General features: G+C 62.0%; 20 protein-coding genes and 1 riboswitch. Of the genes, 11 read left to right on the top strand and 9 right to left on the bottom strand.

The features are described from left to right. The first annotated feature begins 1 nt into the window (after window position 1). From KJB29_RS06945 to KJB29_RS06900, 10 genes are all read left to right on the top strand, one after another. The gene (locus KJB29_RS06945) at window positions 2-676 is read left to right on the top strand and encodes a cytochrome b/b6 domain-containing protein (protein ID WP_004512865.1); all 675 of its coding nucleotides are present in this window, start codon (window positions 2-4) and stop codon (window positions 674-676) included. Between the two features lie 175 nt (window positions 677-851). Then, window positions 852-1,841, top strand: a complete 990-nt coding sequence (locus tag KJB29_RS06940) for a cytochrome c3 family protein (RefSeq protein WP_215733959.1) — start codon at window positions 852-854, stop codon at window positions 1,839-1,841. Window positions 1,842-1,962: 121 nt separating this feature from the next. Continuing rightward, the gene (locus tag KJB29_RS06935) at window positions 1,963-2,811 is read left to right on the top strand and encodes a HAMP domain-containing protein (RefSeq protein ID WP_215733958.1); all 849 of its coding nucleotides are present in this window, start codon (window positions 1,963-1,965) and stop codon (window positions 2,809-2,811) included. Between the two features lie 37 nt (window positions 2,812-2,848). Next, on the top strand, window positions 2,849-3,379 hold the full coding sequence (locus tag KJB29_RS06930) for a menaquinol oxidoreductase complex Cbc5, membrane protein subunit (protein ID WP_011366126.1): 531 nt from the start codon (window positions 2,849-2,851) through the stop codon (window positions 3,377-3,379). A gap of 118 nt (window positions 3,380-3,497) precedes the next feature. After that, window positions 3,498-3,603: riboswitch (TPP riboswitch) on the top strand. A gap of 93 nt (window positions 3,604-3,696) precedes the next feature. After that, window positions 3,697-3,894, top strand: a complete 198-nt coding sequence (thiS, locus tag KJB29_RS06925; protein ID WP_215733957.1) for a sulfur carrier protein ThiS — start codon at window positions 3,697-3,699, stop codon at window positions 3,892-3,894. A gap of 15 nt (window positions 3,895-3,909) precedes the next feature. Beyond that, complete coding sequence (locus KJB29_RS06920) at window positions 3,910-4,692, top strand: thiazole synthase (RefSeq protein WP_215733956.1); 783 nt, start codon at window positions 3,910-3,912, stop codon at window positions 4,690-4,692. Then, complete coding sequence (gene thiE / locus KJB29_RS06915) at window positions 4,685-5,326, top strand: thiamine phosphate synthase (RefSeq protein ID WP_215733955.1); 642 nt, start codon at window positions 4,685-4,687, stop codon at window positions 5,324-5,326. The genes KJB29_RS06920 and thiE overlap by 8 nt, the downstream gene beginning before the upstream one ends. A 3-nt stretch (window positions 5,327-5,329) precedes the next feature. Next, window positions 5,330-6,289: a tRNA modification radical SAM protein MnmL/YtqA gene (gene mnmL / locus KJB29_RS06910; RefSeq protein WP_215733954.1), complete on the top strand. Its 960-nt coding sequence runs from the start codon at window positions 5,330-5,332 to the stop codon at window positions 6,287-6,289. 40 nt (window positions 6,290-6,329) lie between these two features. Beyond that, entirely contained in the window at window positions 6,330-6,986 is a 657-nt protein-coding gene (locus tag KJB29_RS06905) for a fumarylacetoacetate hydrolase family protein (RefSeq protein ID WP_215733953.1), read from the top strand. A gap of 511 nt (window positions 6,987-7,497) precedes the next feature. Then, entirely contained in the window at window positions 7,498-9,192 is a 1,695-nt protein-coding gene (locus KJB29_RS06900; RefSeq protein WP_215733952.1) for a methyl-accepting chemotaxis protein, read from the top strand. 9 nt (window positions 9,193-9,201) lie between these two features. Here the strand turns inward: KJB29_RS06900 and KJB29_RS06895 are convergent, their stop codons facing one another. The 5 genes from KJB29_RS06895 to recO form a co-directional block, all read right to left on the bottom strand. Continuing rightward, the gene (locus tag KJB29_RS06895; RefSeq protein WP_004512875.1) at window positions 9,202-11,292 is read right to left on the bottom strand and encodes a methyl-accepting chemotaxis protein; all 2,091 of its coding nucleotides are present in this window, start codon (window positions 11,290-11,292) and stop codon (window positions 9,202-9,204) included. A gap of 192 nt (window positions 11,293-11,484) precedes the next feature. Continuing rightward, window positions 11,485-14,151: a pyruvate, phosphate dikinase gene (gene ppdK / locus KJB29_RS06890; protein WP_004512876.1), complete on the bottom strand. Its 2,667-nt coding sequence runs from the start codon at window positions 14,149-14,151 to the stop codon at window positions 11,485-11,487. Window positions 14,152-14,291: 140 nt separating this feature from the next. Further along, entirely contained in the window at window positions 14,292-16,352 is a 2,061-nt protein-coding gene (gene glyS / locus KJB29_RS06885) for a glycine--tRNA ligase subunit beta (protein ID WP_215733951.1), read from the bottom strand. Window position 16,353: 1 nt separating this feature from the next. After that, window positions 16,354-17,229 (bottom strand): glycine--tRNA ligase subunit alpha, encoded by an 876-nt coding sequence (gene glyQ / locus KJB29_RS06880; RefSeq protein WP_004512878.1) that lies wholly within the window; start codon window positions 17,227-17,229, stop codon window positions 16,354-16,356. Between the two features lie 135 nt (window positions 17,230-17,364). Then, a complete protein-coding gene (gene recO / locus KJB29_RS06875) occupies window positions 17,365-18,099 on the bottom strand; it encodes a DNA repair protein RecO (protein WP_004512879.1) in 735 nt (244 codons plus the stop codon). A 303-nt stretch (window positions 18,100-18,402) separates the two neighbouring features. Here recO and KJB29_RS06870 point away from each other — a divergent pair, with 303 nt between their 5' ends. Continuing rightward, the gene (locus tag KJB29_RS06870; protein ID WP_215733950.1) at window positions 18,403-19,665 is read left to right on the top strand and encodes a porin; all 1,263 of its coding nucleotides are present in this window, start codon (window positions 18,403-18,405) and stop codon (window positions 19,663-19,665) included. A 59-nt stretch (window positions 19,666-19,724) separates the two neighbouring features. On the opposite strand, the gene KJB29_RS06865 is transcribed toward KJB29_RS06870, so the two are convergent. The 4 genes from KJB29_RS06865 to KJB29_RS06850 form a co-directional block, all read right to left on the bottom strand. Further along, complete coding sequence (locus KJB29_RS06865) at window positions 19,725-20,168, bottom strand: tetratricopeptide repeat protein (protein ID WP_215733949.1); 444 nt, start codon at window positions 20,166-20,168, stop codon at window positions 19,725-19,727. Between the two features lie 316 nt (window positions 20,169-20,484). Continuing rightward, entirely contained in the window at window positions 20,485-21,621 is a 1,137-nt protein-coding gene (locus tag KJB29_RS06860) for an HAD-IA family hydrolase (RefSeq protein ID WP_215733948.1), read from the bottom strand. Between the two features lie 4 nt (window positions 21,622-21,625). Continuing rightward, window positions 21,626-22,102 carry a dihydrofolate reductase gene (locus KJB29_RS06855; protein ID WP_246560649.1) on the bottom strand — a complete coding sequence of 159 codons (477 nt, stop codon included), beginning with the start codon at window positions 22,100-22,102 and terminating at the stop codon, window positions 21,626-21,628. Next, complete coding sequence (locus KJB29_RS06850; RefSeq protein ID WP_215733947.1) at window positions 22,099-24,027, bottom strand: carbon starvation CstA family protein; 1,929 nt, start codon at window positions 24,025-24,027, stop codon at window positions 22,099-22,101. Before KJB29_RS06850 ends, KJB29_RS06855 begins: the two co-directional genes overlap by 4 nt. Between the last annotated feature and the right edge of the window lie 60 nt (window positions 24,028-24,087).

Below are 24,087 nucleotides of genomic sequence, written 5' to 3'. Positions count from 1 at the left end.
CATGAGCGCCCATAACGAGCAAGCATTGCATACAGAGCATGCGGAACACGCTGAGTATATCTACCTTACCCCAATGCCGGTCAGAATCTGGCACTGGATCAACGCCCTCGGCATCGTTACCCTCTGTGTCACCGGGCTCCAGATCAGGTTCCCCGAGTACGTGAACATCTTCGGAACCTACAAAGCCGCCATCAGGCTCCACAACACCGCCGGCATCACCGTTTCCATCTTCTACGCAATCTGGTTCGCGTACTACCTGATCGTGAAGGGGAATCTCTTCAAGCTCTACGTCCCCAACACCTATGACATAAAAATGGGAATTTTCCGGCAGGTGCTTTACTACTTCTACTACTTCTTCAAGGGAGGTCCGAGTCCGCACCACGCCACTCCCGACGACAAATTCAACCCGATGCAGAAGGTGGCTTACATGGGGCTGATGCTTGTACTGCTCCCCCTGGTCATCCTGACCGGCATTCTCATCCTCAACGTTGCCCCCCTCAGAGAAATGATCATGCTGCTGGGAGGCCTCAAAATTCTCGTTAGCGCCCACTTCCTGATCGCCTGCTGCTTCTGCGCCTTCCTCTTCGTCCATATCTACCTGGCAACCATGGGGCACACGATGCTCGCCCACTTCAAGCCCATGTGGGACGGCTGGGAAGAGGTCAAGCACCACTGACCCGGGGAGACAGATCACTCAAAAGGCGAAACGGCCTGCCGTTTCGCCTTTCTTTTGCGCCACTATCCAAACTGAATGGGAAGCAGGTATTTAAAATTGACTAATCTGGCTTCATTACCTATAATTCGGCCAGTTCCGGTGTATACAGTATTCAATCATTCCTGAGGAGGCTAACATGAGATTCCGCTTCACCCTTCCCCTCGTGGCCTGTACACTCGCCGTTGCCGGTCTTGCGTTCGGCATCAGCATCAAAGACGTGGTCTTCACCACGAAGGACGCTGGCAAGATCGTCTTCAGCCATAAGGTCCATATCGGCAAGAAGGGTATCGAAAACAACTGCAAGGCCTGTCACCCTGCCATCTTCGACATGAAGAAGAAGGTGACCTACACCATGGCCGACATGGAAAAGGGAAAATCATGCGGCGCCTGCCATACCGGGAAGGACGGGGTCTTCCCCCTCAAGGATTGCGCCCGATGCCACGCGGTGAAGGAAATCACCTACAAGGTGAAGTCCGCGGGTCCCACCCCCTTCAGTCACAAGAAACACCTGGCCAAGTACTCAGACTGCGGCGCCTGCCATCCCAAGCTCTTCAAGGCCGGCCGCAACAAGCCGGTCACCATGGCCGAAATGGAGAAGGGGAAGTCCTGCGGCGCCTGTCACAACGGTAAGTCGGCCTTCAGCGTGGATGAATGTGCGCGCTGCCATCTGGTGAAGGAAGTGGGGCTTACCTCAAAGGAAACCGGCAAGATAATTTTCAGCCACAAACTCCATGCTGCAAAGAGGAAGTGCGGAGAATGCCATAACAAGCTCTATGAAGCGGGCCGCAACAAGCCGGTCGGCATGGCTGCCATGGAAAAGGGGAAATCCTGCGGGGCCTGCCACAACGGCAAGGGACTCTTCGATGTGAAGCAGTGCGCCAAGTGCCACCCCGTCAAAGCTGTAAACTTCAAGGTATCGGGAGCAGGGCCGGTCAAATTCAGCCATGATGTCCACCTTGCCATGTACAGCTGCAACGCCTGCCACACCAAGATCTTCAAAGCGGGCCGCAGCGCCAGGGTAGTGACCATGCTCGAAATGGAGAAGGGAAAATCGTGCGGCGCCTGCCACGACGGCACGAAGGCCTTCAGTGTACGCGAGGACTGCGTGAAATGCCACGACATGTAGTAATTCAGGTCTTTTGCTGACGAAATGGTCATCCAAGGGCGGGAGTTCCGACTCCCGCCCTTGCATTATCGACCGAACGGGTTATTCTCTAACTTAAAAGAACCTCATCCAGGGAGCGCCCATGCTGAAAAGCTTCGCCGCCAAGGCAACCGTGCCGCCCGCCATCGCCGTAACCGGATTCGTCGTAGTCTGTTGCATCCTCCTCTACTCGGTCATCAAGACCGACATGCTCAATGATGCCATAGAGCACGAAACCAATCTGGCCGGAACCATCGTCAAATCGGCCCGCTACGCCATGCTGAAGGACGACCGGGAGACATTACGCAACATCATTGACAACATAGGCCAGCAGAAGGGGGTTGAGCACACCCGTATCTTCAACAAGAAAGGGGTTATCATGTTCTCGGCCCACACCGAGGACGTGAACAAACTCGTCGACAAAAATGCCGCGGGATGCATCGCCTGCCATGCCGGCCCGGTCCCCCTCACCAGCATGGGGAGGATGGAACAGGCCCGTCGCTTCATTAACGAACAAGGGCACAGCGTCATTGCCATTACGGTCCCCATCTACAACGAACCCGACTGCTTCAACGCCGCCTGCCATGTCCACGGTCCCAACCAGAAACTCCTCGGCACCCTCGACATTGGCCTCTCGGAGGAACCGCTCCAAAAAACGCTCGGCACCCTGCGCGGCAGAATGATCGTCTTCTGCCTCATGGTCCTCGTCCTCACGGTTGGGGGAGTCTCCGCGCTCCTGCTCCGCAATGTCCTTCTCCCCATCAAGGAATTGGCCAACTATGTCGCTGCCATAAAGAGGGGCGACGCGAACCGGAATGCACCTGCCTATCGGGACGAAATCGGCGAACTGGCCCGTTCGTTCGAGGAGATGGCAACCAGGCTGACGGCGACTCAGAATGAGTCGAAACAACAGCGGTCAGCCGAAGGCGACGGCGCCGACAGCCGTTCCTGATCCGTCGCTCATGGCCGGCACCCGTGACCCATCCTCCATGAAGCGCTTCCAGCCCCCCCCTCCCAAGCCCGACGCAACGGGCACCCCCCCGGACAGGGACGCGGTGCGACAGGAAACCGTTCAACGGATCAAACGACTCCGAAGCAAGTCGAACCGCGGCCTCTGGGCCATGGCTCTCTTCATCGCCGTCAGTATCGTTGCGTTAGGGGACTTCAGCATCCTCCCTCCGCTCCCTCCATCGATCCGCGCAACCCTCGGAAAGCCACCCTCCGCCATCATGATCAGCGGAGCTCTCGTACTCTATACTTTCTCGGCGATCATCCTCATCCTTTCGCGCATGATGGGAGGAAAGGAAGAGTACAGCGGTTTTGCCCATGTGGGATACCTCGCCGCCTTCTACGGCTTCTACCATTTCGCCAAGGCCCTCAATGAGAATTTTTGGGCGGTCTTTGTTGCGGGCGTCACCATCCTGGGGCTCGAAAGCTACCACATCTGGAACTTCTGCAATGAAGCGATCCGCCGCGAGCAGGAGGTTCTCGACTCCATCGAGCGATTAAGAAAATCGTAACATCTCCGCGCTCCTTACCCCCATCCCCGGCACAGGAGTTCGGCTGAAAACCCTTGACGAATTCCGGCATACTTGTTAGCTTTGTTCCGAGGTTACGCTGTTTTACAATCACATAGAACCAACTCGCTAGGGGAGTTTCGACTGAGAGTCCGACGCGCTGCTACGGACAACCCTTTGAACCTGATCCGGATAATGCCGGCGTAGGGAAGCGTTCCACCATGGTCTATTCCACGACCACGGGCCGCTTCTGCGGCCTTTTTTGTTTACGTGACCAGATGCCGGTTTCGACGAACCGGCACCCATACTCGGAGAACACAATGGAAATCATCGTCAACGGCGAAGCACGGGCTGCCACCCCCATGTCGATGTGTGAGCTTCTTCGCTCCCTCGACATCGACCCCCGCCGGGTGGCGGTAGAACTGAACCACGACATCCTCCCCAAGGGTGAATACGAATCCACCATCCTTAACGACGGAGACCGGATCGAGATCGTCCACTTTGTGGGCGGGGGATAACAAAGGAGACTACCCATGTCCACTACGAACGACAAGCTGATCATCGCCGGCCGGGAGTTCAGCTCCCGCCTCATGGTCGGAACCGGCAAATACGCCAGCAACGAGCAAATGGTGGCGGCCCTGGAGGCCTCGGGAGCCGAGATCATCACCGTGGCGGTGCGGCGGGTGAACATCACCGACCGTTCCAAGGAGTCGCTCCTGGACTTCATCGACACGAAAAAATATACACTTCTCCCCAACACCGCCGGCTGCTACACGGCCGACGACGCGGTCCGCACCTGCCGGCTCGCCCGGGAGGCGGGGATGAGCGACATGGTGAAACTGGAGGTTCTCGGCAACGAGAAGACCCTCTTCCCCGACAACGAGGAGCTCCTCAAGGCGGCCAAGATCCTTGTGAAGGACGGGTTCACCGTCCTTCCCTACACAAGCGACGACCCCATCGTCTGCAAGAAGCTGGAGGACATCGGCTGCGCCGCGGTCATGCCCCTGGGGGCTCCCATCGGGAGCGGCCTCGGCATCCGCAACCCCTACACCATCCGGATCATCATGGAGACGGTAACAGTGCCGGTCATCGTTGACGCCGGCGTGGGAACCGCCTCTGACGCGGCCATTGCCATGGAACTGGGGGTTGACGGCGTCCTCATGAACACCGGCATCGCCGGCGCCCAGAACCCCATCGCCATGGCCGAAGCCATGAACCTGGCGGTGCGGGCCGGACGGCTCGCCTACCGGGCGGGGCGCATCCCGAAAAAGCTCTACGCCACCGCATCGAGCCCCGTCGAGGGGATGATTGAGTAAGGTCGATTTCTCCCTCTACCTCATCACCGACCGTCACCAAACGGTTGGTCGCGGCCTCCCCGCCGTGGTGGAGGAGGCCCTGGCGGGAGGAGTGCGGGTCGTGCAGCTGCGGGAGAAGGATCTGCCCCCCCGGGAGCTTCTGGAGCTGGCCCGTCTAATGAGAGAGCTGACGGGCCGTTACGGGGCGAAGCTGATCATCAACGACCGGGTGGATATTGCCCTGGCGGCGGATGCCGACGGGGTACATCTGGGAGAGGCTGGCATCCCCGCCGATGCCGCGCGGCGGATCCTCGGCGCCCACAGGCTCATCGGCGTTTCCTGCCACAACAGGGAGGGGGCACTGGCCGCCGAAAAGTCGGGGGCCGACTTCATCACCTTCGGCCCCGTCTACCCCACCCCTTCCAAAGCGGCCTACGGCGCGCCGGTGGGGGTGGAGCGGCTGGCCGAAGCGGCGGCGCTCCTCACTATCCCCGTCTTCGCCCTCGGCGGGATCAAGGCGGATAATATCCCGGAAGTCCTGGCAACAGGCGCCGCCGGCGTTGCCCTCATCTCGGCCGTCATCGCCGCCGTCAACCCCAACGAAGAAGCCCGCGCCATCCTGACGCTCCTGGAGCAGGGACGACGCACCGAGTAACCAATGCCCGATTTGCTCATCAACCCCGATCTCCGCTTCAATTCGTACGGCACGTACCTGCGCCGCCGCTTCGGCTGCCGCGTGAGCAAGGTGAACGTGGATGGCGGATTCACCTGCCCCAATCGCGACGGCACTCGGGGGACAGGGGGGTGCATCTACTGCGACAATGCCTCCTTCTCGCCGGGGGGCACCGTGGCCGAAATACCGATCGAGATTCAGATGGCCGAGGGGATGGCCTATCACCGGCGCCGCCTCGGGAGCGAGAAATTCATCGTCTACTTTCAGAAGTTCACCAACACCTACGCCCCGGTGGAGCGACTCCGGGACCTCTACACCCGGGCACTGGCCCATCCGGACGTAATCGGCATCTCCGTCGGCACCCGCCCCGATTCCCTGTCGGACGAGGCCTTGGACCTTCTGGCCGATCTGGCGAAACGTCACTACGTCTGTATCGAACTGGGCCTCCAGTCCATGGACGACAAAATCCTCCAACAGATTGGCCGTGGCCACACCCTGACCGAATACCTGGAGGCGGTTGCACGGATCGAGGGACGGGGGATCGAGCTCTGCACCCACCTGATCTACGGCTTCCCCGGCGAGACCCGCGACGGGTTCCTGCGAACCGCCGACATGATGGCGGGGCTTCCCGTGAACTCGGTGAAGATCCACCAACTCCACGCGGTGAAGGGGACGCGGCTGGCGAAATTGTACCACCAGGGCGACTTCGTTCCCATCACCCACCAGGAGTACGTGGCCACCGCCTGCGACTTCCTGGAGATCCTGCCGCCGCGCATCGCCATCCAGCGACTCTACGGCTCGGCCCCCCTCACCATCCGGGTTGCCCCCACCTGGGATCTGAAGAACAACCAGATGTGGTTCTCGATCGTGAACGAGTTGAAACGCCGCGGCACCTGGCAGGGATGCCGGCTTACCGACTCATGCCTCAAGGCGGGTAACTTGTAGGGCGGGTCTCAAACCCGCCTTTTTTTCAGGAGGAACATCAATGACGTTTGCCACCCTGGCAGGAAGCTCCACAGAACACCCCATCGGCAAGATCCTTTGCATTGGCCGCAACTATGCGGAACACATCAAGGAACTGGGGAACGAAACCCCGGATGCGCCGGTCATTTTCACCAAACCCGCCACGTCGGTCATCGGTGATGGCGACGCCATTGTGATTCCCCCTTACTCCAGAGACTGCCACCACGAAGCGGAACTGGCGGTCCTCATCGGGACAGCGGGAAAAGATATCTCCGTTGAACGCGCCCTGAAACACGTGGCCGGCTACGGTATCGCCATCGACCTGACGCTGCGGGACGTGCAGGCCGAGCTCAAGAAGAAAGGGCTCCCCTGGGACATCGCCAAGGGGTTCGACACCGCCTGCCCCCTCTCTCCTTTTGTGCCCGCCGACCGAGTCGCCGATCCGCAAGACCTGCGGATTATCCTGACCGTCAACGGCGAAACGCGCCAGGACGGCTCAACCTCCCTCATGATCCACACGGTCCGCGAGATCATCAGCCATATGTCGGGGATATTCACCCTGGAACCGGGGGACGTGATCCTCACCGGAACCCCCGCCGGCGTCAGCCCCATTGTTTCGGGAGATCGTCTCGTGGCTGAGATACCGGGTGTTGCCCGGCTCCAGGTCTCCGTTAAATAATTTAAATACTCAAATTATTGATTTTATTTTCCGCACCGGGTTATTCTGGCCTAAATCGGTATTGTCAGCAAATTTACAGGAGGTGGACAATGGAAACCCAGAAAACATGCCCGGAGTGCCAGGGGACAATGTTCCTTCTTCCCGGCTGAGGGGCCCTCTTCTGGCGGTGCCAGAAGTGCGGAAAGAAGATGCCGTTCTCGGACAAGGAACCGGCAGGATGTTGCGGATGAGCGGAAGGGGATGGTATCCATCCCCTTTCTGATTTTTTGAAGTCACCATTTCGATTTCAGACCTTGTCGCCTCTCTCCCCCGAATGGTAAAATTGGCGCGGCCATTCTCACGCGATCCCGGATTCCGCTGTGCTGCCGGGAAGCGGTTATCCTCACGAATCGAACATATACTCGGGTACGCCCTTTGCATATTTTCGGAGATGATCCGATTTCGTGCATCAATCTCTGGACTGATTCATCCCCGATAAACCCTGGGTACGCCATCGCAGAAGGAGATCCCGATGACCAAAAACCTGCGCCTCGGCTCAAAGCTGATCCGCTCCTCGCTCCTTGCGGGCTTCGTCATTGCCCTGGTGGGCATCATCTGCGCCTATAATGCCGGCGGCACCCCCGCGACCCAGGGATACGCCCGGCTAACCCTGGGCATCTCCCTCATCAATGCGCTTCTTTTTCTCTTTGTCCTCTGGATGTTCACTGCCAGAAAAATGGTCGTCCGTGTCGGCAAATTGGCCGGTGCCATGGATCGTGGCGCCGAGGGCGATCTGACAATATCGGTACGGGATGATACCGAGGACGAACTGGGACTGCTGACTACCAACTTCAACGCCATGCTCCAGCACCTGGCCGCGACGGTCACCAAGGTGAAGTCATCGGTGACAGAACTGCGTACCATTGCTGCAACGGTACGGGATGCGGCCGACCGGGGCGTTGCCACCGCGGAGATACAGGCCGAGGCGGTCCAGGGGACCACAGACGGCATCCACGCCATCGACCGGTCGGTCACTGACGTGGCCCTGTCCGTGGGGCAGCTTTCCCGCACCGCCATGGAGAACTCCTCTTCCATCCTCCAGATGTCGGCAAGCATCGAGGAAGTGGCCGACCACGTGGAATCCCTGGCCAATGCCGTTGAAGAGGTGAGCTCTTCCATCATCCAGATGGCAACTGCCGAGAAGGAGATAGGCTCCAACGCCTCCACCCTCATGAACGATGCCATGCGTACGGCGTCGCTGGTTGCCGAGCTTGACACCTCCATCAAGCAGATCGAGAAGAGCGCCGTGGAGACCGCGGCAATCTCCGAGGAAGTGCTGAGGGACGCCGAGCAGGGGCGCGAGGCGGTGGAGAGCACCATCTCCGGCATCGACGAGATCCGTCGCTCCTCACGCTCCGTGGGTGAAACCATCGAAACCCTGTCACAGCGGGCTGGCCACATCGGCACGATCATTTCGGTCATCAACGACATCGCGGAGCAGACCAAGCTTCTGGCCCTCAACGCCTCCATCATCGCGGCCCAGGCAGGGGAGCACGGCAAGGGATTCGCGGTGGTTGCCAACGAGATCAAGGAACTTGCCAAGCGGACCACCAGCTCTACCGGAGAGATCGGCACCATTATCATGGGGCTGCGGGAAGAGAGCGAGCGCGCGGTTGCGGCCAACAAGCATGCGGAACTGCGGATCACTGAAGGGGAGAAACTTTCGTACCGTTCGGGCGAGGCTCTCGACAAGATCGTCGACGGCGTCAAAATGGCTGCGGGGCAGGTGAATGACATCGCCCGCACCACCGTGGAGCAGGCCCAGAGCAGCGAGCACATGCGGAACGCCGTGGAGCGGGTGGCGGGAATGGTGGAGCAGATCGCCCGGGCCACCGAAGAGCAGACCTACGGCACAGGGCTCATCATGGATGCCGTAGCCCGTATGAAGAGCGTCACGTCTCAGGTGCGGCAGTCCAGCCAGGAGCAGCGCAACGCGAGCACCCTCATCGTCAGGTCCAGCGAGGGGATCACCGGGATGATCGCCACGATCCGCCAGGCCTGCCAGGTCCAGACCCAGAGCACCGAAAAGATTGTCCAGGCGGTGGACAACATGGCGCGGACATCCGAGGGGAATGTGGAGACCACCCGGGTCATGGAAAATGCCGTCAACGGCCTCACCCGCCAGATCGACGAACTGAACGAGGCAATGACCGGGTTCCGGGTTTAGGGCTTGCTATCAGTCGTCGGCCCGGTAGCCGATCCTGACCGCTCCCCAGTGTTTCCCGCCGACTGTTATGGGCGTTGACAGGTCGTTCATGACCTCCCCCGTGTCCCGCAGATAGGTCTGGAGCAGAAAGCTCTGGGTATGGGTGGCGCAACGGATGCCGGTCCGGTCGTTGAAGATCCGCTTGGTGCGGTTGTGGTCCTTGTCCACGGCGACGTCGCCGGTCAGGGGGCGGGAATAGCGCAGGTTGTGGGAGGGGCAGTACCCCTCGCGATCGACACAGATGGCATAGTACACCCCACTGTCCCGGCCCAGGATCTCCTCCTGAACCGGCGAGACGAGTTCGTCAAAGAACCGGTCGAAGGGGGTACGGTACTTCTGGGGAGTGGTGTTCGGAATCGGCGTGTAATCGGTGCTGAAGAGGGCATCGATGGTGATCTTCCGGTCCTCCAGGGCCTTCTCTATGACCGCCGTCGCCCGGTCCCGCAGCTCCGCGGCATACCCCTTGACGGCATCATGGTAGCACCCCACGCTGAACCGGCCCACGGTCCCGTAGATTTTCTCGGCTGTTTCCGACAACTCGCGGAAGATGCGGGCCGTCTCCTCCATCTGGCCGTTCACCGCCCCTGCCGTGGCCGACACCTGGCCGATCTTCTCCGTGATCTCGACGGTCGTGGCACTCTGCTCCTCAGTGGCCGTGGCAATCTGGCTGATCATGTCCGTTGAATCGGTCGCCAACCGCAGGATCCCCTCCAGTTGCTGGCGGGCATGCCCCGCCTTCTCGACCCCTTCCTCAACCCTCGTTTTCCCCTCGCCAATGGATGTCACCACCGTCCCGATCTCTTCCTGGATGCTCCGGACAATGGCGGCGATCTGTCTTGTGGACGTGGCGGTGCGATTTGACAGGGTCTTCACTTCGTTGGCCACCACCGCAAAGCCCCGCCCCGCATCGCCGGCCCGGGCAGCCTCGATGGCCGCGTTGAGGGCCAGGAGATTGGTCTGGTCGGCGATATCCTCGATAATTCCCACGATCTCGCCGATCTGCCCCGACGAAGTCTCCAGCTTCCCCATGGCTCCCAGGGTGCCGAGGACGCTGGTCCGGATCTGGTCGATGCTCAGGGAGGTCTCCTCCACGGTCTCCATCCCCACTTTTGCAGCCTGATCCACGTTAATGGAGAGCTGCGCCGCCCGCTGGGTGGTGGCTGCCACATCGTTCAGGGTAGCCGACATCTCCTCCGACGCCACGGCCACCGAGGTGGAAAGGTCCTTCTGTTCCGCCGTAGAGGCGACGAGCCCTTCGGTCCCCTTGACGGTGCGGCAGGCCGATATGGCGATGTGCCCCGCCTGGCTGTAGAGGGATGTCACAATCTCCCGCAGCTTGGCGATCAGCATGTTGACCCCCTCGGCAAGCTCTCCGAGCTCGTCGCCGGTCCGGACTGGCATCTGTGAGGTCAGATCCCCCTCGCCGTGGGCGATGACCTGGATCCTGTCGGACAGCTCACGGATGTTCCGCACGATGGTCTGACGGAAGAAGAGGTACAAGGTACCAAGCATGATCAGGAAAAAGACAAAGCCGGTTGCAGCCAGGGCTATGGTAAGGTTCCGCGCGCTGACATACCCATCCTGAAGCGAGGTGGTGAGAAGAATCGCACCGGTGTACCGGGCTCCCTTCTCGTGGCAGGTGGTGCAGCGCTCCTCGTTCACCAGGGGGACGGCAAAGCTCAGGACATGCTTCCCGTCATCCAGGGTATGGCGCAGTTCCCGGGCACGGCCTGCCGCAATGGCTTCCGCAACCACCGGGTCAGCAGCCGCGCCCTTGTCCCCCCACGGCTTTGCGGCGGGACCGAACACCTTGAGGTCGAGCACCTGCCCCTTCCCTTTCACCCGTGCGATATATCGGTTTATCACCGCCATGTCGCCCGACATCATGTTTTCAGCGATTTCCTGGGAGATGAGGGTTGAGAGGCCGCGGGTATTGGCAGCCTGAAGTTTCATCAGGGCGGTGTATTCAAGCCAGATGGCGGTTACACCAAGGATGGCGAATCCCACGCAAAGGGTTGCTCCAATAATCCCCAGCACCTTGAACTCGAGCCTGTTACGCATTATGACACCTCTCTCCGATAACATGACCGCTAGTATCTTATCGGTACCGAGAGGCAATCCTTTAATCGATTTCAGAAACGTGTTTGATTATTAATTAGTTTAGACAGGATTACGAAGTGTTACGGGCAGGCTCAACAAAGAAAGCCCCGGCGTGACCGGGGCTTTCTTTGCAAACGGAAGACTAACGGAGGTTCAGTTCCCTTCACCCAGAGCAGCATGGGCAGCGGCGAGGCGGGCGATGGGCACCCGGAAGGGGGAGCAGGAGACATAATCAAGGCCGATCTTGTGGCAGAAAATGACCGACGACGGGTCGCCGCCATGCTCGCCGCAGATGCCGAGCTTGATGCCGGCGCGGGTGGTGCGCCCCTTCTCCACGGCCATCTTCACGAGAATACCGACGCCGTTCTGGTCCAGGGAGACGAAGGGATCCTCTTCCAACAGCCCCGATTCCACATAGAACGGCAGGAACTTGCCGGCATCGTCACGGGAAAGGCCGAAGGTAGTCTGGGTCAGGTCGTTGGTGCCGAAGGAGAAAAAGTCTGCCTCACGGGCAATCTCGTCGGCGGTCAGGGCGGCCCGGGGAAGCTCGATCATGGTGCCGATGAGGTAGTCGATCTTCACGCCGTAACGAGCGATGACCTCCTCGCATACCCGGACGGTGTTTTCACGAAGCCGCGCCAGCTCGCTCACCACCCCCACCAGCGGGATCATGATCTCGGGGACGATAGTGAACCCTTCGTTCTTGGTCAGCTCGCAGGCGGCCTCCATGATGGCCTGGACCTGCATGTCGTAGATCTCCGGGAAGGTGAGCCCCAGACGGCACCCCCGGTGCCCCAGCATCGGGTTGAACTCGTGGAGGTAGTCCACCTTGTTCTTGAGGGTCTGGGCCGTCACCCCCATGGTCTTGGCCAGGGCATCCACGTCCTTCTCCTCCTGGGGGAGGAACTCATGGAGCGGCGGGTCCAGGAGGCGAATGGTGACCGGCAGGTCCTTCATCTCCCGGAAGATACCGAGGAAGTCCCCCTTCTGCATGGGGAGGATCTTGGCCAGGGCCTTCGTGCGCCCTTCCACGTCCTCGGAGAGGATCATCTCACGGACGGCCGCGATCCGGTCCGCCTCGAAGAACATGTGCTCGGTGCGGCAGAGGCCGATCCCCTCGGCCCCGAACTCGCGGGCCACGCGGGAATCGTTGGGAGTGTCGGCGTTGGTCCGCACCTTGAGCTTGCGGTAGGTGTCGACCCATCCCATGAGAACGCCGAAGTCGCCGGTGAGCTGTGGCGCCACGGTGGGGACCTCGCCGAGCATCACCTCTCCGGTGGAACCGTCAAGGGTGATCGTGTCGCCCCTTTTCACCACCTGCCCCTTGGCGGTCACGAACTGGCCGGCGGCGTAGTCCACCTTGATGTCGCCGCAGCCGGCAACGCAGCACTTGCCCATGCCGCGGGCAACGACCGCCGCGTGGGAGGTCATGCCCCCCCGGGCGGTGAGGATCCCCTGGGCCGCATGCATGCCGTGGATATCTTCCGGAGAGGTCTCGATCCGAACGAGGATGACCTTGAGCCCCAGGCGACCGGCGGCCTCGGCCTCGTCGGCGGTGAAGACCACCTCGCCCGATGCCGCCCCCGGCGATGCGGGAAGCCCCTTGGCGATAATCGTCCTGGGAGCCTTGGGATCGAGGGAGGGGTGGAGGAGCTGATCCAGCTGGGAGGGAGAGACCCGCAGCACGGCGGTCTTCTCGTCGATGAGCCCCTCCTTCACCATGTCCACGGCAACCTTGATGGCCGCCTTGGCGGTCCGCTTACCGTTGCGGGTCTGGAGCATGAAGAGCTTCCCCTTCTCGATGGTGAACTCGATGTCCTGCATGTCCCTGTAATGCTTCTCCAGGATGCCGCGGATCTGGACCAGCTGCTGGTAGCACTCGGGAAGCACCTCTTCCATGGAGGGGAGAGTCGCGTCCTTGCTGTTGGCGCGGTTGATGGGCTGGGGGGTCCGAATGCCGGCAACCACGTCCTCGCCCTGGGCGTTCACCAGGTACTCGCCGTAGAAGTAGTTCTCGCCGGTGGATGGGTCCCGGGTGAAGGCGACGCCGGTGGCGCAGTCGTTCCCCATGTTGCCGTAGACCATGGACTGGACGTTGACGGCGGTCCCCCAGTCGGCGGGGATGCCGTTGAGGCGGCGGTAGGTGATGGCCCGCTGGTTCATCCACGAGCCGAACACGGCGCCCACGGCCCCCCAGAGCTGCTCCTGGGGATTCTCCGGGAACGCGGTGCCGAGGGTCTCCCTGATCTTGGCCTTGAAGGCCCCCACCAGCTCCTTCCAGTCGGCGGCGGTGAGGTCGGTGTCCAGGTGAACCCCCTTCGCCGCCTTCTTCTCCTCCAGCAGGTGCTCCAGAGCCTCCTTGTCCATCCCCATGACCACGTCGGAGTACATCTGGACGAAACGGCGGTAGGCGTCGTAGGCAAAGCGCTCGTCACCGCTCTGGACGATGATCCCCTGCACTGTCTCGTCGTTTAGTCCCAGGTTGAGGATCGTATCCATCATCCCCGGCATGGAGGCCCGGGCGCCTGAACGGACCGAAACCAGAAGGGGATTCTTCGGGTCACCGAAGGTACGCCCCATGATGGCCTCTACACTTTTCAGGTTCTCGGCCACCTGGGCGGCCAGGACCGACGGATAGCTCTTATTGTTGGCGTAGTAGTAGGTGCAGACCTCGGTGGTGATGGTGAAGCCGGGGGGAACCGGCAGTCCGATCGCGGTCATCTCCGCCAGGTTGGCCCCCTTGCCCCCCAGCAGGTTCTTCATGTCGGCTTTGCCCTCTGCCTTGCCGTTCCCGAAGAAATAGACATACTTTTCAGCCATTGCACTCCTCCTCTGTGGTTGTGACGGTGACACCGCCGTTTACTGAAAGTCAAAACCCTTCAGCTGCATTAAATGTGATTAAGCGTAACTCAACAGAGATTCAGCCGGACTAAAACATAAAAAAAGCCGCCTAGCGTGGGCTAGGCGGCTATCTTGGCGAAGTCGGCGATGGCGCCGAGCATCCGGGCGATCCCGGTCAGGAGCGCCAGACGGTTGGTCCGGACCCGTTCGTCCTCGGCCATGACCATGACCTTGTCGAAGAAGGTGTCGACGGGTCCCCGCAGGGCGGCGATCTCCGTGAGGGCTTCCAGATAGGCTCCGGTTGCGATCTTCTCGCGCACCGATACGGCAACCCCCTGGACGGCATCGTTGAGGAGCCCCTCGGCGGCGTCCTGGAAGAGAGCCGTATCCACAGGGGCGTCCACCCCTTCCTTCACGATGTTGCCGACCCGCTTGAAGGCCACGGCCAGAGGCTCGAAGTCGGGGTGCGACCTGAACTCCGAAAGGGCCGCGATCCGGGCGGCGGCATCCACGAGATCGGCGCAGCCGGCGGCCACGGCGGCATCCACCGCGTCGGAGGCATGGCGGTCGGCCATCAGGTTCACGAACCGGCCCCGGAAGAACTCCAGAACGTCGACCTTCACGTCGGCGGCCGGACGGGTGAGCTTCGCGGCCAGGAGCCCGAGGGCCTTGTCCACCTGCGCCTCCAGGGAGAGGCGGTACCCCTTGTCGAGGATGATGTTGATGATCCCCAGGGCCGAACGACGCAGGGCGTAGGGGTCGGCGGAACCGGTGGGGATGAGCCCCACGCCGAAACAGCCGCAGATGGTGTCCAGCTTGTCGGCCATAGAGACAAAAGCGCCAATGTCCGACGCCGGCAGCTCGCCCCCCGCCTGGGTCGGGAGGTAGTGCTCGGCGATGGCCGCGGCCACCTCGGCATCCTCCCCCTCGATGAGGGCGTACTCGCGCCCCATGATCCCCTGCACCTCGGGGAACTCACCCACCATGCCGGAGACGAGATCCGCCTTGCAGAGGAACGCGGTACGGGAAACCTTCCCCTGCACCGCCGGGTTCAGGAGATCGGCCAGTCCCTCGGCCAGGTCCCGGAACCGCTCCATCTTCTCGTAGGAGGTGCCGAGCTTCTGCTGGTAGACCACGTTCTTCAGGGATTCCACCCGGGTCTCCAGCTTGACCTTCTGGTCCTCCTCGAAGAAGAAACGGGCATCGGAGAGCCGGGCCCTGAGCACCCGCTCGTTCCCCTTGACCACCACGGTGGGATCCTCGGTGAGGGTGTTGTTGATGGTGATGAAACCGGGCATGAGCTTACCGGCGTCGTCGACAATGGAGAAGTAACGCTGGTGGCTCCGCATGGAGGTGATGAGAACCTCCCGGGGAACCTTCAGGAACTCGGCGGAAAAGGTGCCGTGAACCGCGCTCGGGTACTCGCAGAGGAAGGAGACCTCCTCCAGAAGCCCCTCGTCGGGGAGAAGATGCCCGCCGGCGGCCTTGGCAACCCGGTGGATCTCCCGCCGGATGATCTCCTGTCTCCGTTCCGGGTCGGGAATGACGAAGTGGCGCTCGCACTCCTCCAGATAGTGGGCAAAGTCCCGCACCGGGAAGGGCTGGTTGGCCATGAAGCGGTGCCCCCGGGAAATGGTGCCGCTTTCGATGTTCCCGAAGGTGAAGGGAACCACGACGCCGTCAAAGAGGGCCACGATCCAGTGGATGGGGCGGGCGAAGCGGACGTCGAGAGCACCCCAGCGCATGGACTTGCGGAAAGGGATATTCGCAACAAGCCGCGGCAGGATCTCGGCCAGGAGCTCCGGCACGGGGCGACCGCTCTCCTTGCGGACGGCGGCCACGTACTCACCCTTTTCAGTGGCGACGAGGGTGAGGGACGCCACGTCCACCCCCTGCCCCCGGGCAAACCCTTCGGCAGCCCTGGTGGGTTTTCCTTCGGCGTCGAAGGCTACGTTCCTGGCCGGCCCCATGGCAGTGATCTCCGCATCGGGCTGGACCGTCGGAAGACCCTTCACCGTCAGGGCCAGGCGACGGGGGGTGCCGAGGGTCCGGATGTCGTCGAAGGAGATGCGGGCATTCTCAAGCTCCTTCGCCAGCAGGGCCTCCATATCGGCCATGGCCTTCGGGATGAAGCCCGCCGGGATCTCTTCGGTGCCTATCTCAAGGAACAACTCTTTCATGCTAGCGGCCTCCTTTCAGGAGCGGGAAGCCGAGGCTTTCGCGCAGTTTCAGATACCCTTCGGCACAGAGGCGCGCCACGTTTCGCACCCGGCCGATGTAAGAGGCCCGCTCGGTGACCGAGATGGCGCCCCGGGCGTCCAGGAGGTTGAAGGTATGGGAGCACTTCATGACAAAATCGTAGGCCGGAAGCACGAGTCCCCGTTCCACCAGCCGGACGCACTCCTTCTCGTACATGGTGAAGAGCTGGAGGAGCATCGCCACGTCCGCTTCCTCGAAGTTGTAGGTGGAGAACTCCACCTCGCTCCGGTGGTGGATGTCGCCGTAGCTGACTCCCTTGATCCACTCCAGGTCGTAAACATTGTCCACTCCCTGCAGATACATGGCGATCCGCTCGCAACCGTAGGTAATCTCCGAGGAGACCGGCTTCAGGTCGATGCCGCCGGCCTGCTGGAAGTAGGTGAACTGGGTGATCTCCATGCCGTCGAGCCAGACTTCCCAGCCAAGGCCCCAGGCCCCCAGGGTCGGGGACTCCCAGTCATCCTCAACGAAGCGGATATCGTGCTTCTGGGGATCAATGCCGAAGGCCCGCAGTGAATCCAGGTAGAGGTCCAGGATGTTCAGGGGGGACGGCTTCATGATGACCTGGAACTGGTAGTAGTGCTGGAGCCGGTTGGGGTTCTCGCCGTAGCGGCCGTCGGTGGGACGGCGTGAGGGCTCCACATAGGCAACGTTCCAGGGCTCAGGGCCCAGGACGCGGAGGAAAGTGGCAGGGTTGAAGGTACCGGCACCCTTTTCGGTGTCATAGGGCTGCTGTATCACGCACCCCTGTTTGGCCCAGTACCCCTGGAGGGAGAGAATCAGGTCTTGAAAGGTCAAAACGGCTCCTCCGTCGGCAGAAAAATGAGAGTTCTTTACCCGTTATAAACAGTGTTTGATGAAACTTAAAAACAGTCCAAGTTACGGGCAATTAGAGTCGGAAAGATTACATTGTCCGGCGGGTCGTGTCAAGGATTAATCGGGTTCAATCTGTTTCAGAAAGGCGAGAGAGTTGAGGGGACGGGTGAGGTGGGCGGCAATGGCGCCGTCCAGGAGGGTACCGGCCTCCCGCAGGGACTGAGGGGAGAAGAGCACAGCCCCGAACCGCCCCGTGGCGATGCATCGGCCCAGGAGCGCCGCGGCTTCCGGCCCGACCGATGCGCCGTACCGACCGCAATTGGCACAGAGGATCATCCCCGATGCTCCGGTGCGCCGCTCGGCAGTTGCCGGAAGCTCCACGCCGCAGGAGGCGCAATGGTCCAGAGATATCCGGTAGCCGAGGATATTGAGGAAGTTGGCCTCGAAGAAGCGGCGGTCCGACGGCAGCGGTTCCCCCTGGTCGAGCCGCTCCAGATAGGAGGACAGAAGCCGGAAGAGCCGGGGGCTCGGCGCCCCGTCGGGAAGGTAGCGGTCCACGAGCTCCACGGCGTAGCCGGCGAGGCCGATGGCGCGGAGGTCACGCCGGATGCCGGGATAGAGGGTGACGATATCGGCCCCCCGGAGCGAGGAGAGCCCTTCCCGCACCACCAGCTCCACGCCGATGCGGGCGAAGGGCTCCAGGGCCGGGCCGAAGCGGCGGGCGCTCCGCTTGGCCCCCTTTGCCACCCCCCGCACCTTTCCGTACTGAAGCGTGAAGAGGGTGACGATGCGGTCGCTCTCCCGGTAGTCCATGGCGGCGAGAACGATGGCTTCGGTGCGGGTCGATTCCATGGCGCACAAGGTAGCACCGGATTGCGCCCTCCGTCAACGGCAGCCACAACATTGGACGGAAATAATACTCTCCCCTCTTGACCGGGCCGGTCGGACCATGATACTTGAAAAAGACTTTCATTTTTAAGCATAACCTGCGTCGAGTCGGGCTTTTTTTGCAAATCCATCAGCCGTACCCGTACAGGGGGCAGTGCGTCACCTGCATGAATATGAATTTCAATTTCTCGCATTTCATCTGGTGGAAGTCCTTCGCCGAACGGCGGAGCTTTTCACCATGCACACCATCACAGGAGGAATCGCACCATGAAGAAACGCTTCATCATTCCCACAACCGCATCGTTCCTGCTCGCTGCCGCCACCCTGGCAAGCGCGGCCACGGTGGACGAACTGCAACACCAGCTCGATGATCTGAGCGGCCAGATCAAGGCGCTCCAGGCGGAAAAGGCCCAAAAACCGGCGGCAGCGCCCGCCCCTCAGGGTGAGGGGTACCTGAAAACTGTCTGGGACCGGACACGGATCGGCGGCTACGGCGAGCTCGACTACATCATGAAGAGCGACAACGGCAACGGCAAGGGGGGGAATACCTTCGACCCGCACCGCTTCGTCCTCTACGTCAACTCTGATCTGGCCGACTGGATCACCCTCAACGCGGAGCTTGAGTGGGAGCATGGCGGGGTCAACGATGAAGTAAAAGGCGACGAACTCTCCGGGGAAGTGGTCGTCGAGCAGGCGTTTCTCGACTTCAAACTGTTCCGCCCCCTCAACGTAAAGGCAGGGATCATGCTCGTGCCGGTGGGGGCCATCAACCTCTACCATGAGCCCACCAACTTCAACTCCTCCGAACGGCCCGACCTGGACAAGTACCTGATCCCCTCCACCTGGAGGGAGATGGGAATCGGCATCCACGGCTCCCTGGGGGACCGGGCCGACTACCAGCTCCTCGTCATGAACGGTCTTGACGGCAAGGAATTTTCCGCCAAAAACGGCCTGCGCGATGGCCGCCAGGACATGAACAAAGACAACAACCGGGGAAAGGCGCTTACGGGCCGACTCGAATTGCGCCCCGTCACCAACCTCTACACCAACTTCTCCTTCTACACGGCCAACTCGGCGCCCAAGGGGTCGGACAACGCCTACACCACCATCCTGGCCTTTGACGGCAAGTACCGCATCAGCGACTTCGAGATCGCCGGTGAATACGTCCAGGTAATCCAGGACAAACCGGGGCTCCTGGCAAGCGACATCGGCCACCGGATGTCGGGCTACTGGGTCGAGGGGGCCTACCACCTGATGCCCGCCGCCCTGAAAACCGGAAAACTCGCCGAGGCCGACCTGGTCGCCTTTGCCCGTTACTCGGAATTCGACACCCAGCAGGGGAGCATCGCCGACCCCACCAAGACAAGCGGCAAATACGACCGGAATTACACCAATTTCGGTTTCTCCTTCAAGCCCGTTCCCACCGTCGCCATCAAGGCCGACTACCAGATTTACGACGATCACCGCAGCGGGGGCGAGAAACCGCTGGACAACGACAAATTCCAGGTAACCCTCGGTTTCGTTTTCTAGCAGACCTAAAAAGCAAAGGGCGCCCGGCCATCCGGACGCCCTTTGCTTATTCTCCCCGTCTACCGCAGCCTGAGCCGCGCCAGGAGCTTTCCCACATACTTGTTGAGGGGATGATTGCGATGGAGCCGTCGGAAGGGCGGCTGCTTCCGGGTGCCGATCCGGTTCAGCTCGGCAACGGCCTCCTCCCCTGCCCCGCGCCGCACACCCTCGCGCAGAATCTCGACCGCCTCCATCCTCATCCCGGCCAGACAGTAGATGCGCCCGAGGTTCTGATAGAGGAGCGGGTTGTGCGGCTCACGGGCAATGGCCTCCCGGGCCAGCGCAATGGCGTCGCTGAACTTCCCACGGGTTTTCGCTTGGCAGAGGGCAAGGTACGAACTGGCGGCGGGATGCCGATTCACCCGAGCAACGTGCTCGAAACAGCTCCGCGCCAGATAGACCTGGTCATGCCCCAGGGCCTCTACCCCCCGCTCAAACCATTCTTCAACACGTGACGTTTCCATGATGCGCCTCGCGGTTCCGTTGCAACCCTGACAGAACTTGATTCAACCTGCCTAATTCAAGATTCAAGCCAGCGATATAACGATATTTCCCAACCCGCCAAACGCCTCGAAATCATTACAACTAGCTAAAAAATAAATCCATTATCACTACTAAGCATTAACAAATTGCGGCAACTACTCAGCTATTTGACAACAAAAAAGTCCTACAGATACAAACCACGGCCCCACCACCAGCCCCCCGTCCCCAGGTCGGGTACCGGCACTTCAGTGAGGTGAAGGGACACTCTCCGGCCCGTCGAAGATCATCGCGCGCATGTCATGCCTCCACGAACCGTTTGAGTTCCCGCTGGAACCGCACCTCGTCGTCGAAGACGATCCCCCGCATCCCCCGGCTCTCGGCCCGCACCACGTTGGCGAGCATGTCGTCCACGAAGAGGGCCTGCCGGGGTTCGATCCCCAGCTCCCGGGCCACGTCGTCGAAGAGGGACGGATCCCGCTTCCCCTTGCCGAGCCGGTAGCTGTTGAAGACCCGGTCGAACTCCCGGAAGAAGCCGTCGCGCCGGTCGAGCCATTCGAGCCAATCGGTCTGGTCGCTGACGATGGCGGTGATGTACCCCCTCGCCCGCAGGGCCCGGACGAGCTCCAGCATCCCGGGGCGGAGGACGAAGCGGTCGAGGATGAGGGCCGACAACTCCCGGGCGCTCCCCCGCAGGCCGGCCTGTTCCCGCATCCGGCGCCAGAACGCGGTCTCGCTCCCCTTCCCGAGGACATAGCCGCTCCCGTAGACTGCCTCCATGCCGGCGCCATGCACCGCGATGGGGTCGAGCCCCTGGCGGCGGGCGATCTCGAAGAGCCCCTCCCGGAACCCCTCTTCGGCCAGCACTCCGCCGTAGTCGAAGAGGACTGCCCGGATTACCGGCTCCTCGAGCCGCACCCGGAAGAGGGTCTGCCACCTTCCGGCATCGCTCCAGCCGGTGACCGGGTCCGGGGTAACGATCTTCACCTCGTCGAAACAGATCTCCTCCCGGTCCAGGGAGACGGTGCGGGCCGCCATCTCCTTTTCCGCCACGGGCATGTCGGCGTAGAGGAGCGACAGATGCGGTACGAGTTCGTAGCCCGAATCCCGGGCCACCGCCCCCTTCACCGCTTCGTGGAGCCTACGCAGCCGAGGTTCTACTCCGAAGGAAACGAAGAGAGTCTTGAAATACTCTTCGGTCACGCCAAGCCCCCTTACTTGCAGGGCGATCGGTCCTGTCTCCGCCGCGGCCCCGGCAAGGGCCCGGCGCACCGGCTCCAGCTCCGCATCATCGGCGAAGGAGCCGCCATAGACCGTCACGTGGGGCTCGAAGGGAGGTGCACCGTAGCGGGCGGCAAGCTCGGCGATTACCCCCTCGGCCCAGCGACGGTCATCCCTGGCCGGGACGAGGAAGACGGAAAAGCGGCGGTTGTTCACGGTATCAGTACCTCCGGCGCTCGAAGGTGACGAAGGAGTGGCGAGGCTCTCCCGTCCCTTCCTCCCGGGACGTTTCCTCGAAATCGGCAGGAAGCTCGGGAAAGGTGGTGTCACCGCCGTAGGCGTAGTGAATAACGGTAAGGTGGATGCGGTCGGCCAGCGGCAACGCCTCCCGGTAGACCTGGCCGCCGCCGCAGATGAAGACCTCCTCCACCGGGCCGGCCAGGGCCAGGGCCTCGGCAAGTGTCCGGGCAACAGCCACCCCTGAGGGGGCATACCCCGCCTGCCGGGTGAGGACGATATTCAGCCGCCCCGGCAGGGGACGGCCGATGGAGTCGAAGGTCCTTCTCCCCATGATGACCGGATGCCCCATGGTGATGGCCTTGAAGCGGGCGAGATCGTCGGGGAGGTGCCACGGCATGGCGCCCTCCTTCCCGATGACCCGGTTCCCGGCCATGGCCGCAATGATGGTGACGATCATGCCGGCTCCTCGAACTCCAGCACCTCGCTCGTGGTTATGGGTCTCCGCTCGGAGAGGTAGCCGCGCCACTTGAGGAGCATGTCGAGCAGGGTCACCACCGCCAGGATGGCCATAAACACCACCAGGCCGGCGTTCATCCTCAAGGTGAAGGCCTCGGCGGCCGTGGCAGCTGCGGCGGCCTTGCCGAGGAAGCTGCCGGTCAGCTTCCACGCGGCGGTGAAGGTGGTGGCGTACATGAACACCATGGGGAGGACCGTGGTCCAGGCATAGCGCGCCTTGCCGCTTTTGATGAGGATCGTGGTGCCGATCCCCAGGGCGATGGCCGCCAGGAGCTGATTCGATACCCCGAACATGGGCCAGATGGTGGCGACGTTGCCGGACCAGATCAGGTACGACCAGGCGGCCACCACGAGAAAGCTGGTGATAATGATGCCGGGGAGCCAGTTCTGCTGGCCCAGGCGGGGGAAAGCCCGGCTCCCCAGCTCCTGGAGGAGAAACCGCGCCACCCGGGTGCCGGTGTCGACGGTGGTGAGGATGAAGAGGGCCTCGAACATGAGGGCGAAGTTGTACCAGTAGGGCATGAGCCCCTTCATGCCGGGGAGGGACGAAAGGATGGAGGCCATACCCACGGCAAGGGAGACGGCGCCGCCGGGGCGGCCGGCCACGTCGGTCCCCACCATGGCCGACAGCTCACGCACCCGTTCCACCGGGAAGCCCAGGGCCGCGATGGCGTCGAAGGAGAGCTTCGTATTGATGGCGAAGTAGTCGCCGGGGATGAGAATCGTGGCCGCCACCAGCGCCATGACCGACACGAACCCCTCGGCCAGCATGGCGCCATACCCGATCATGGGGATCTCCCGCTCGCTCATGATCATCTTCGGCGTGGTACCCGAGGAGATGAGGGAATGGAACCCGGAGACCGCCCCGCAGGCAATAGTGATGAACATGAAGGGGAAGAGCTTGCCGGGGATGACCGGGCCGCCGCCAGCCACGAACCGGGTCATTGCCGGCATCTGGATGGTGGGAGCCATGAAGACGACCCCGAAGGCCAGGAGGATCACGGTGCCGATCTTCATGTAGGTGGAGAGGTAGTCCCGGGGGCAGAGGAGCATCCAGACCGGGAGGATGGAGGCGATGAGGCCGTAGGCGGCCATGGCCAGGGTGAGCCCCCCCTTCCCCAGGCTGAAGATGGGCTCCAGGGGAGAGCCGGGGATGAAGTGGCCGCTGAAGACCGCCGCCAGCAAAAGCACGAAGCCGATGGCGCTCACCTCCCCCACCCTGCCGGGGCGGATCTTGTAGAGGTAGAGCCCCATGAAGAGGGCGATGGGGATGGTAAGGAAAATGGTAAAGGTCCCCCAGGGGCTCTTGGCCAGGGAGTTCACCACCGCGAGCCCCAGCCCAGCCAGGGCCACGATCAGGATGAAGAGGATGGCCAGGGAGGCCGCCAGTCCCCCCACCGGCCCGATCTCGTCCTTGGCGATCCGGGCCAGGGACCGGCCATTGCGCCGCACCGACGCCGCCAGGATCACCATGTCGTGGACCGCCCCCACCATGACGGCCCCGATGAGGAGCCAGAGGAACCCGGGGAGATAGCCGAACTGGGCCGCCAGCATGGGGCCGATGAGGGGGCCGGCTCCGGCGATGGCCGCAAAGTGGTGACCGAAGAGGACCCAGCGGTTGGTGGGGTGGTAGTCCATGCCGTCGGCCAGGCGCCGGGCCGGCGTTTTCAGGCGGGGATCGAGAGAGAGGACTTTGGTCGCCAGGAAGGCGCCGTAGAAGCGGTAGGCAACCAGGTAGAAACAGGCGGCGGCTGTCACGAGCCAGAGGGCGTTCACCTTCTCCGCCGGGTTCGCGACGCCGGCCACCACGGCCAGCGAACACGCCGCAACCGCCGAAATCACCAGCCAGACAAGCTTTCCGAGCATCTTCCGCCTCCTTTTCTGCCGCGCGTCTCCGTGAGACACATCTAACAGTGCCGGAAGCAG

The sequence above is a fragment of the Geobacter grbiciae genome, from assembly GCF_018531165.1.
GTDB lineage: Bacteria > Desulfobacterota > Desulfuromonadia > Geobacterales > Geobacteraceae > Geobacter > Geobacter metallireducens.
Note: the sequence above shows the minus strand (reverse complement) of the source record. Positions and strands in the feature narration are given on the sequence as shown.

Excerpts from the sequence above, each read along its gene's own strand:
- KJB29_RS06945 (WP_004512865.1), top strand. The coding sequence starts at position 2 with ATGAGCGCCCATAACGAGCAAGCATTGCATACAGAGCATGCGGAACAC.
- KJB29_RS06940 (WP_215733959.1), top strand. The coding sequence starts at position 852 with ATGAGATTCCGCTTCACCCTTCCCCTCGTGGCCTGTACACTCGCCGTT.
- KJB29_RS06935 (WP_215733958.1), top strand. The coding sequence starts at position 1,963 with ATGCTGAAAAGCTTCGCCGCCAAGGCAACCGTGCCGCCCGCCATCGCC.
- KJB29_RS06930 (WP_011366126.1), top strand. The coding sequence starts at position 2,849 with ATGAAGCGCTTCCAGCCCCCCCCTCCCAAGCCCGACGCAACGGGCACC.
- thiS (WP_215733957.1), top strand. The coding sequence starts at position 3,697 with ATGGAAATCATCGTCAACGGCGAAGCACGGGCTGCCACCCCCATGTCG.
- KJB29_RS06920 (WP_215733956.1), top strand. The coding sequence starts at position 3,910 with ATGTCCACTACGAACGACAAGCTGATCATCGCCGGCCGGGAGTTCAGC.
- mnmL (WP_215733954.1), top strand. The coding sequence starts at position 5,330 with ATGCCCGATTTGCTCATCAACCCCGATCTCCGCTTCAATTCGTACGGC.
- KJB29_RS06905 (WP_215733953.1), top strand. The coding sequence starts at position 6,330 with ATGACGTTTGCCACCCTGGCAGGAAGCTCCACAGAACACCCCATCGGC.
- KJB29_RS06900 (WP_215733952.1), top strand. The coding sequence starts at position 7,498 with ATGACCAAAAACCTGCGCCTCGGCTCAAAGCTGATCCGCTCCTCGCTC.
- KJB29_RS06895 (WP_004512875.1), bottom strand. The coding sequence starts at position 11,292 with ATGCGTAACAGGCTCGAGTTCAAGGTGCTGGGGATTATTGGAGCAACC.
- ppdK (WP_004512876.1), bottom strand. The coding sequence starts at position 14,151 with ATGGCTGAAAAGTATGTCTATTTCTTCGGGAACGGCAAGGCAGAGGGC.
- glyS (WP_215733951.1), bottom strand. The coding sequence starts at position 16,352 with ATGAAAGAGTTGTTCCTTGAGATAGGCACCGAAGAGATCCCGGCGGGC.
- recO (WP_004512879.1), bottom strand. The coding sequence starts at position 18,099 with ATGGAATCGACCCGCACCGAAGCCATCGTTCTCGCCGCCATGGACTAC.
- KJB29_RS06870 (WP_215733950.1), top strand. The coding sequence starts at position 18,403 with ATGAAGAAACGCTTCATCATTCCCACAACCGCATCGTTCCTGCTCGCT.
- KJB29_RS06865 (WP_215733949.1), bottom strand. The coding sequence starts at position 20,168 with ATGGAAACGTCACGTGTTGAAGAATGGTTTGAGCGGGGGGTAGAGGCC.
- KJB29_RS06855 (WP_246560649.1), bottom strand. The coding sequence starts at position 22,102 with ATGATCGTCACCATCATTGCGGCCATGGCCGGGAACCGGGTCATCGGG.
- KJB29_RS06850 (WP_215733947.1), bottom strand. The coding sequence starts at position 24,027 with ATGCTCGGAAAGCTTGTCTGGCTGGTGATTTCGGCGGTTGCGGCGTGT.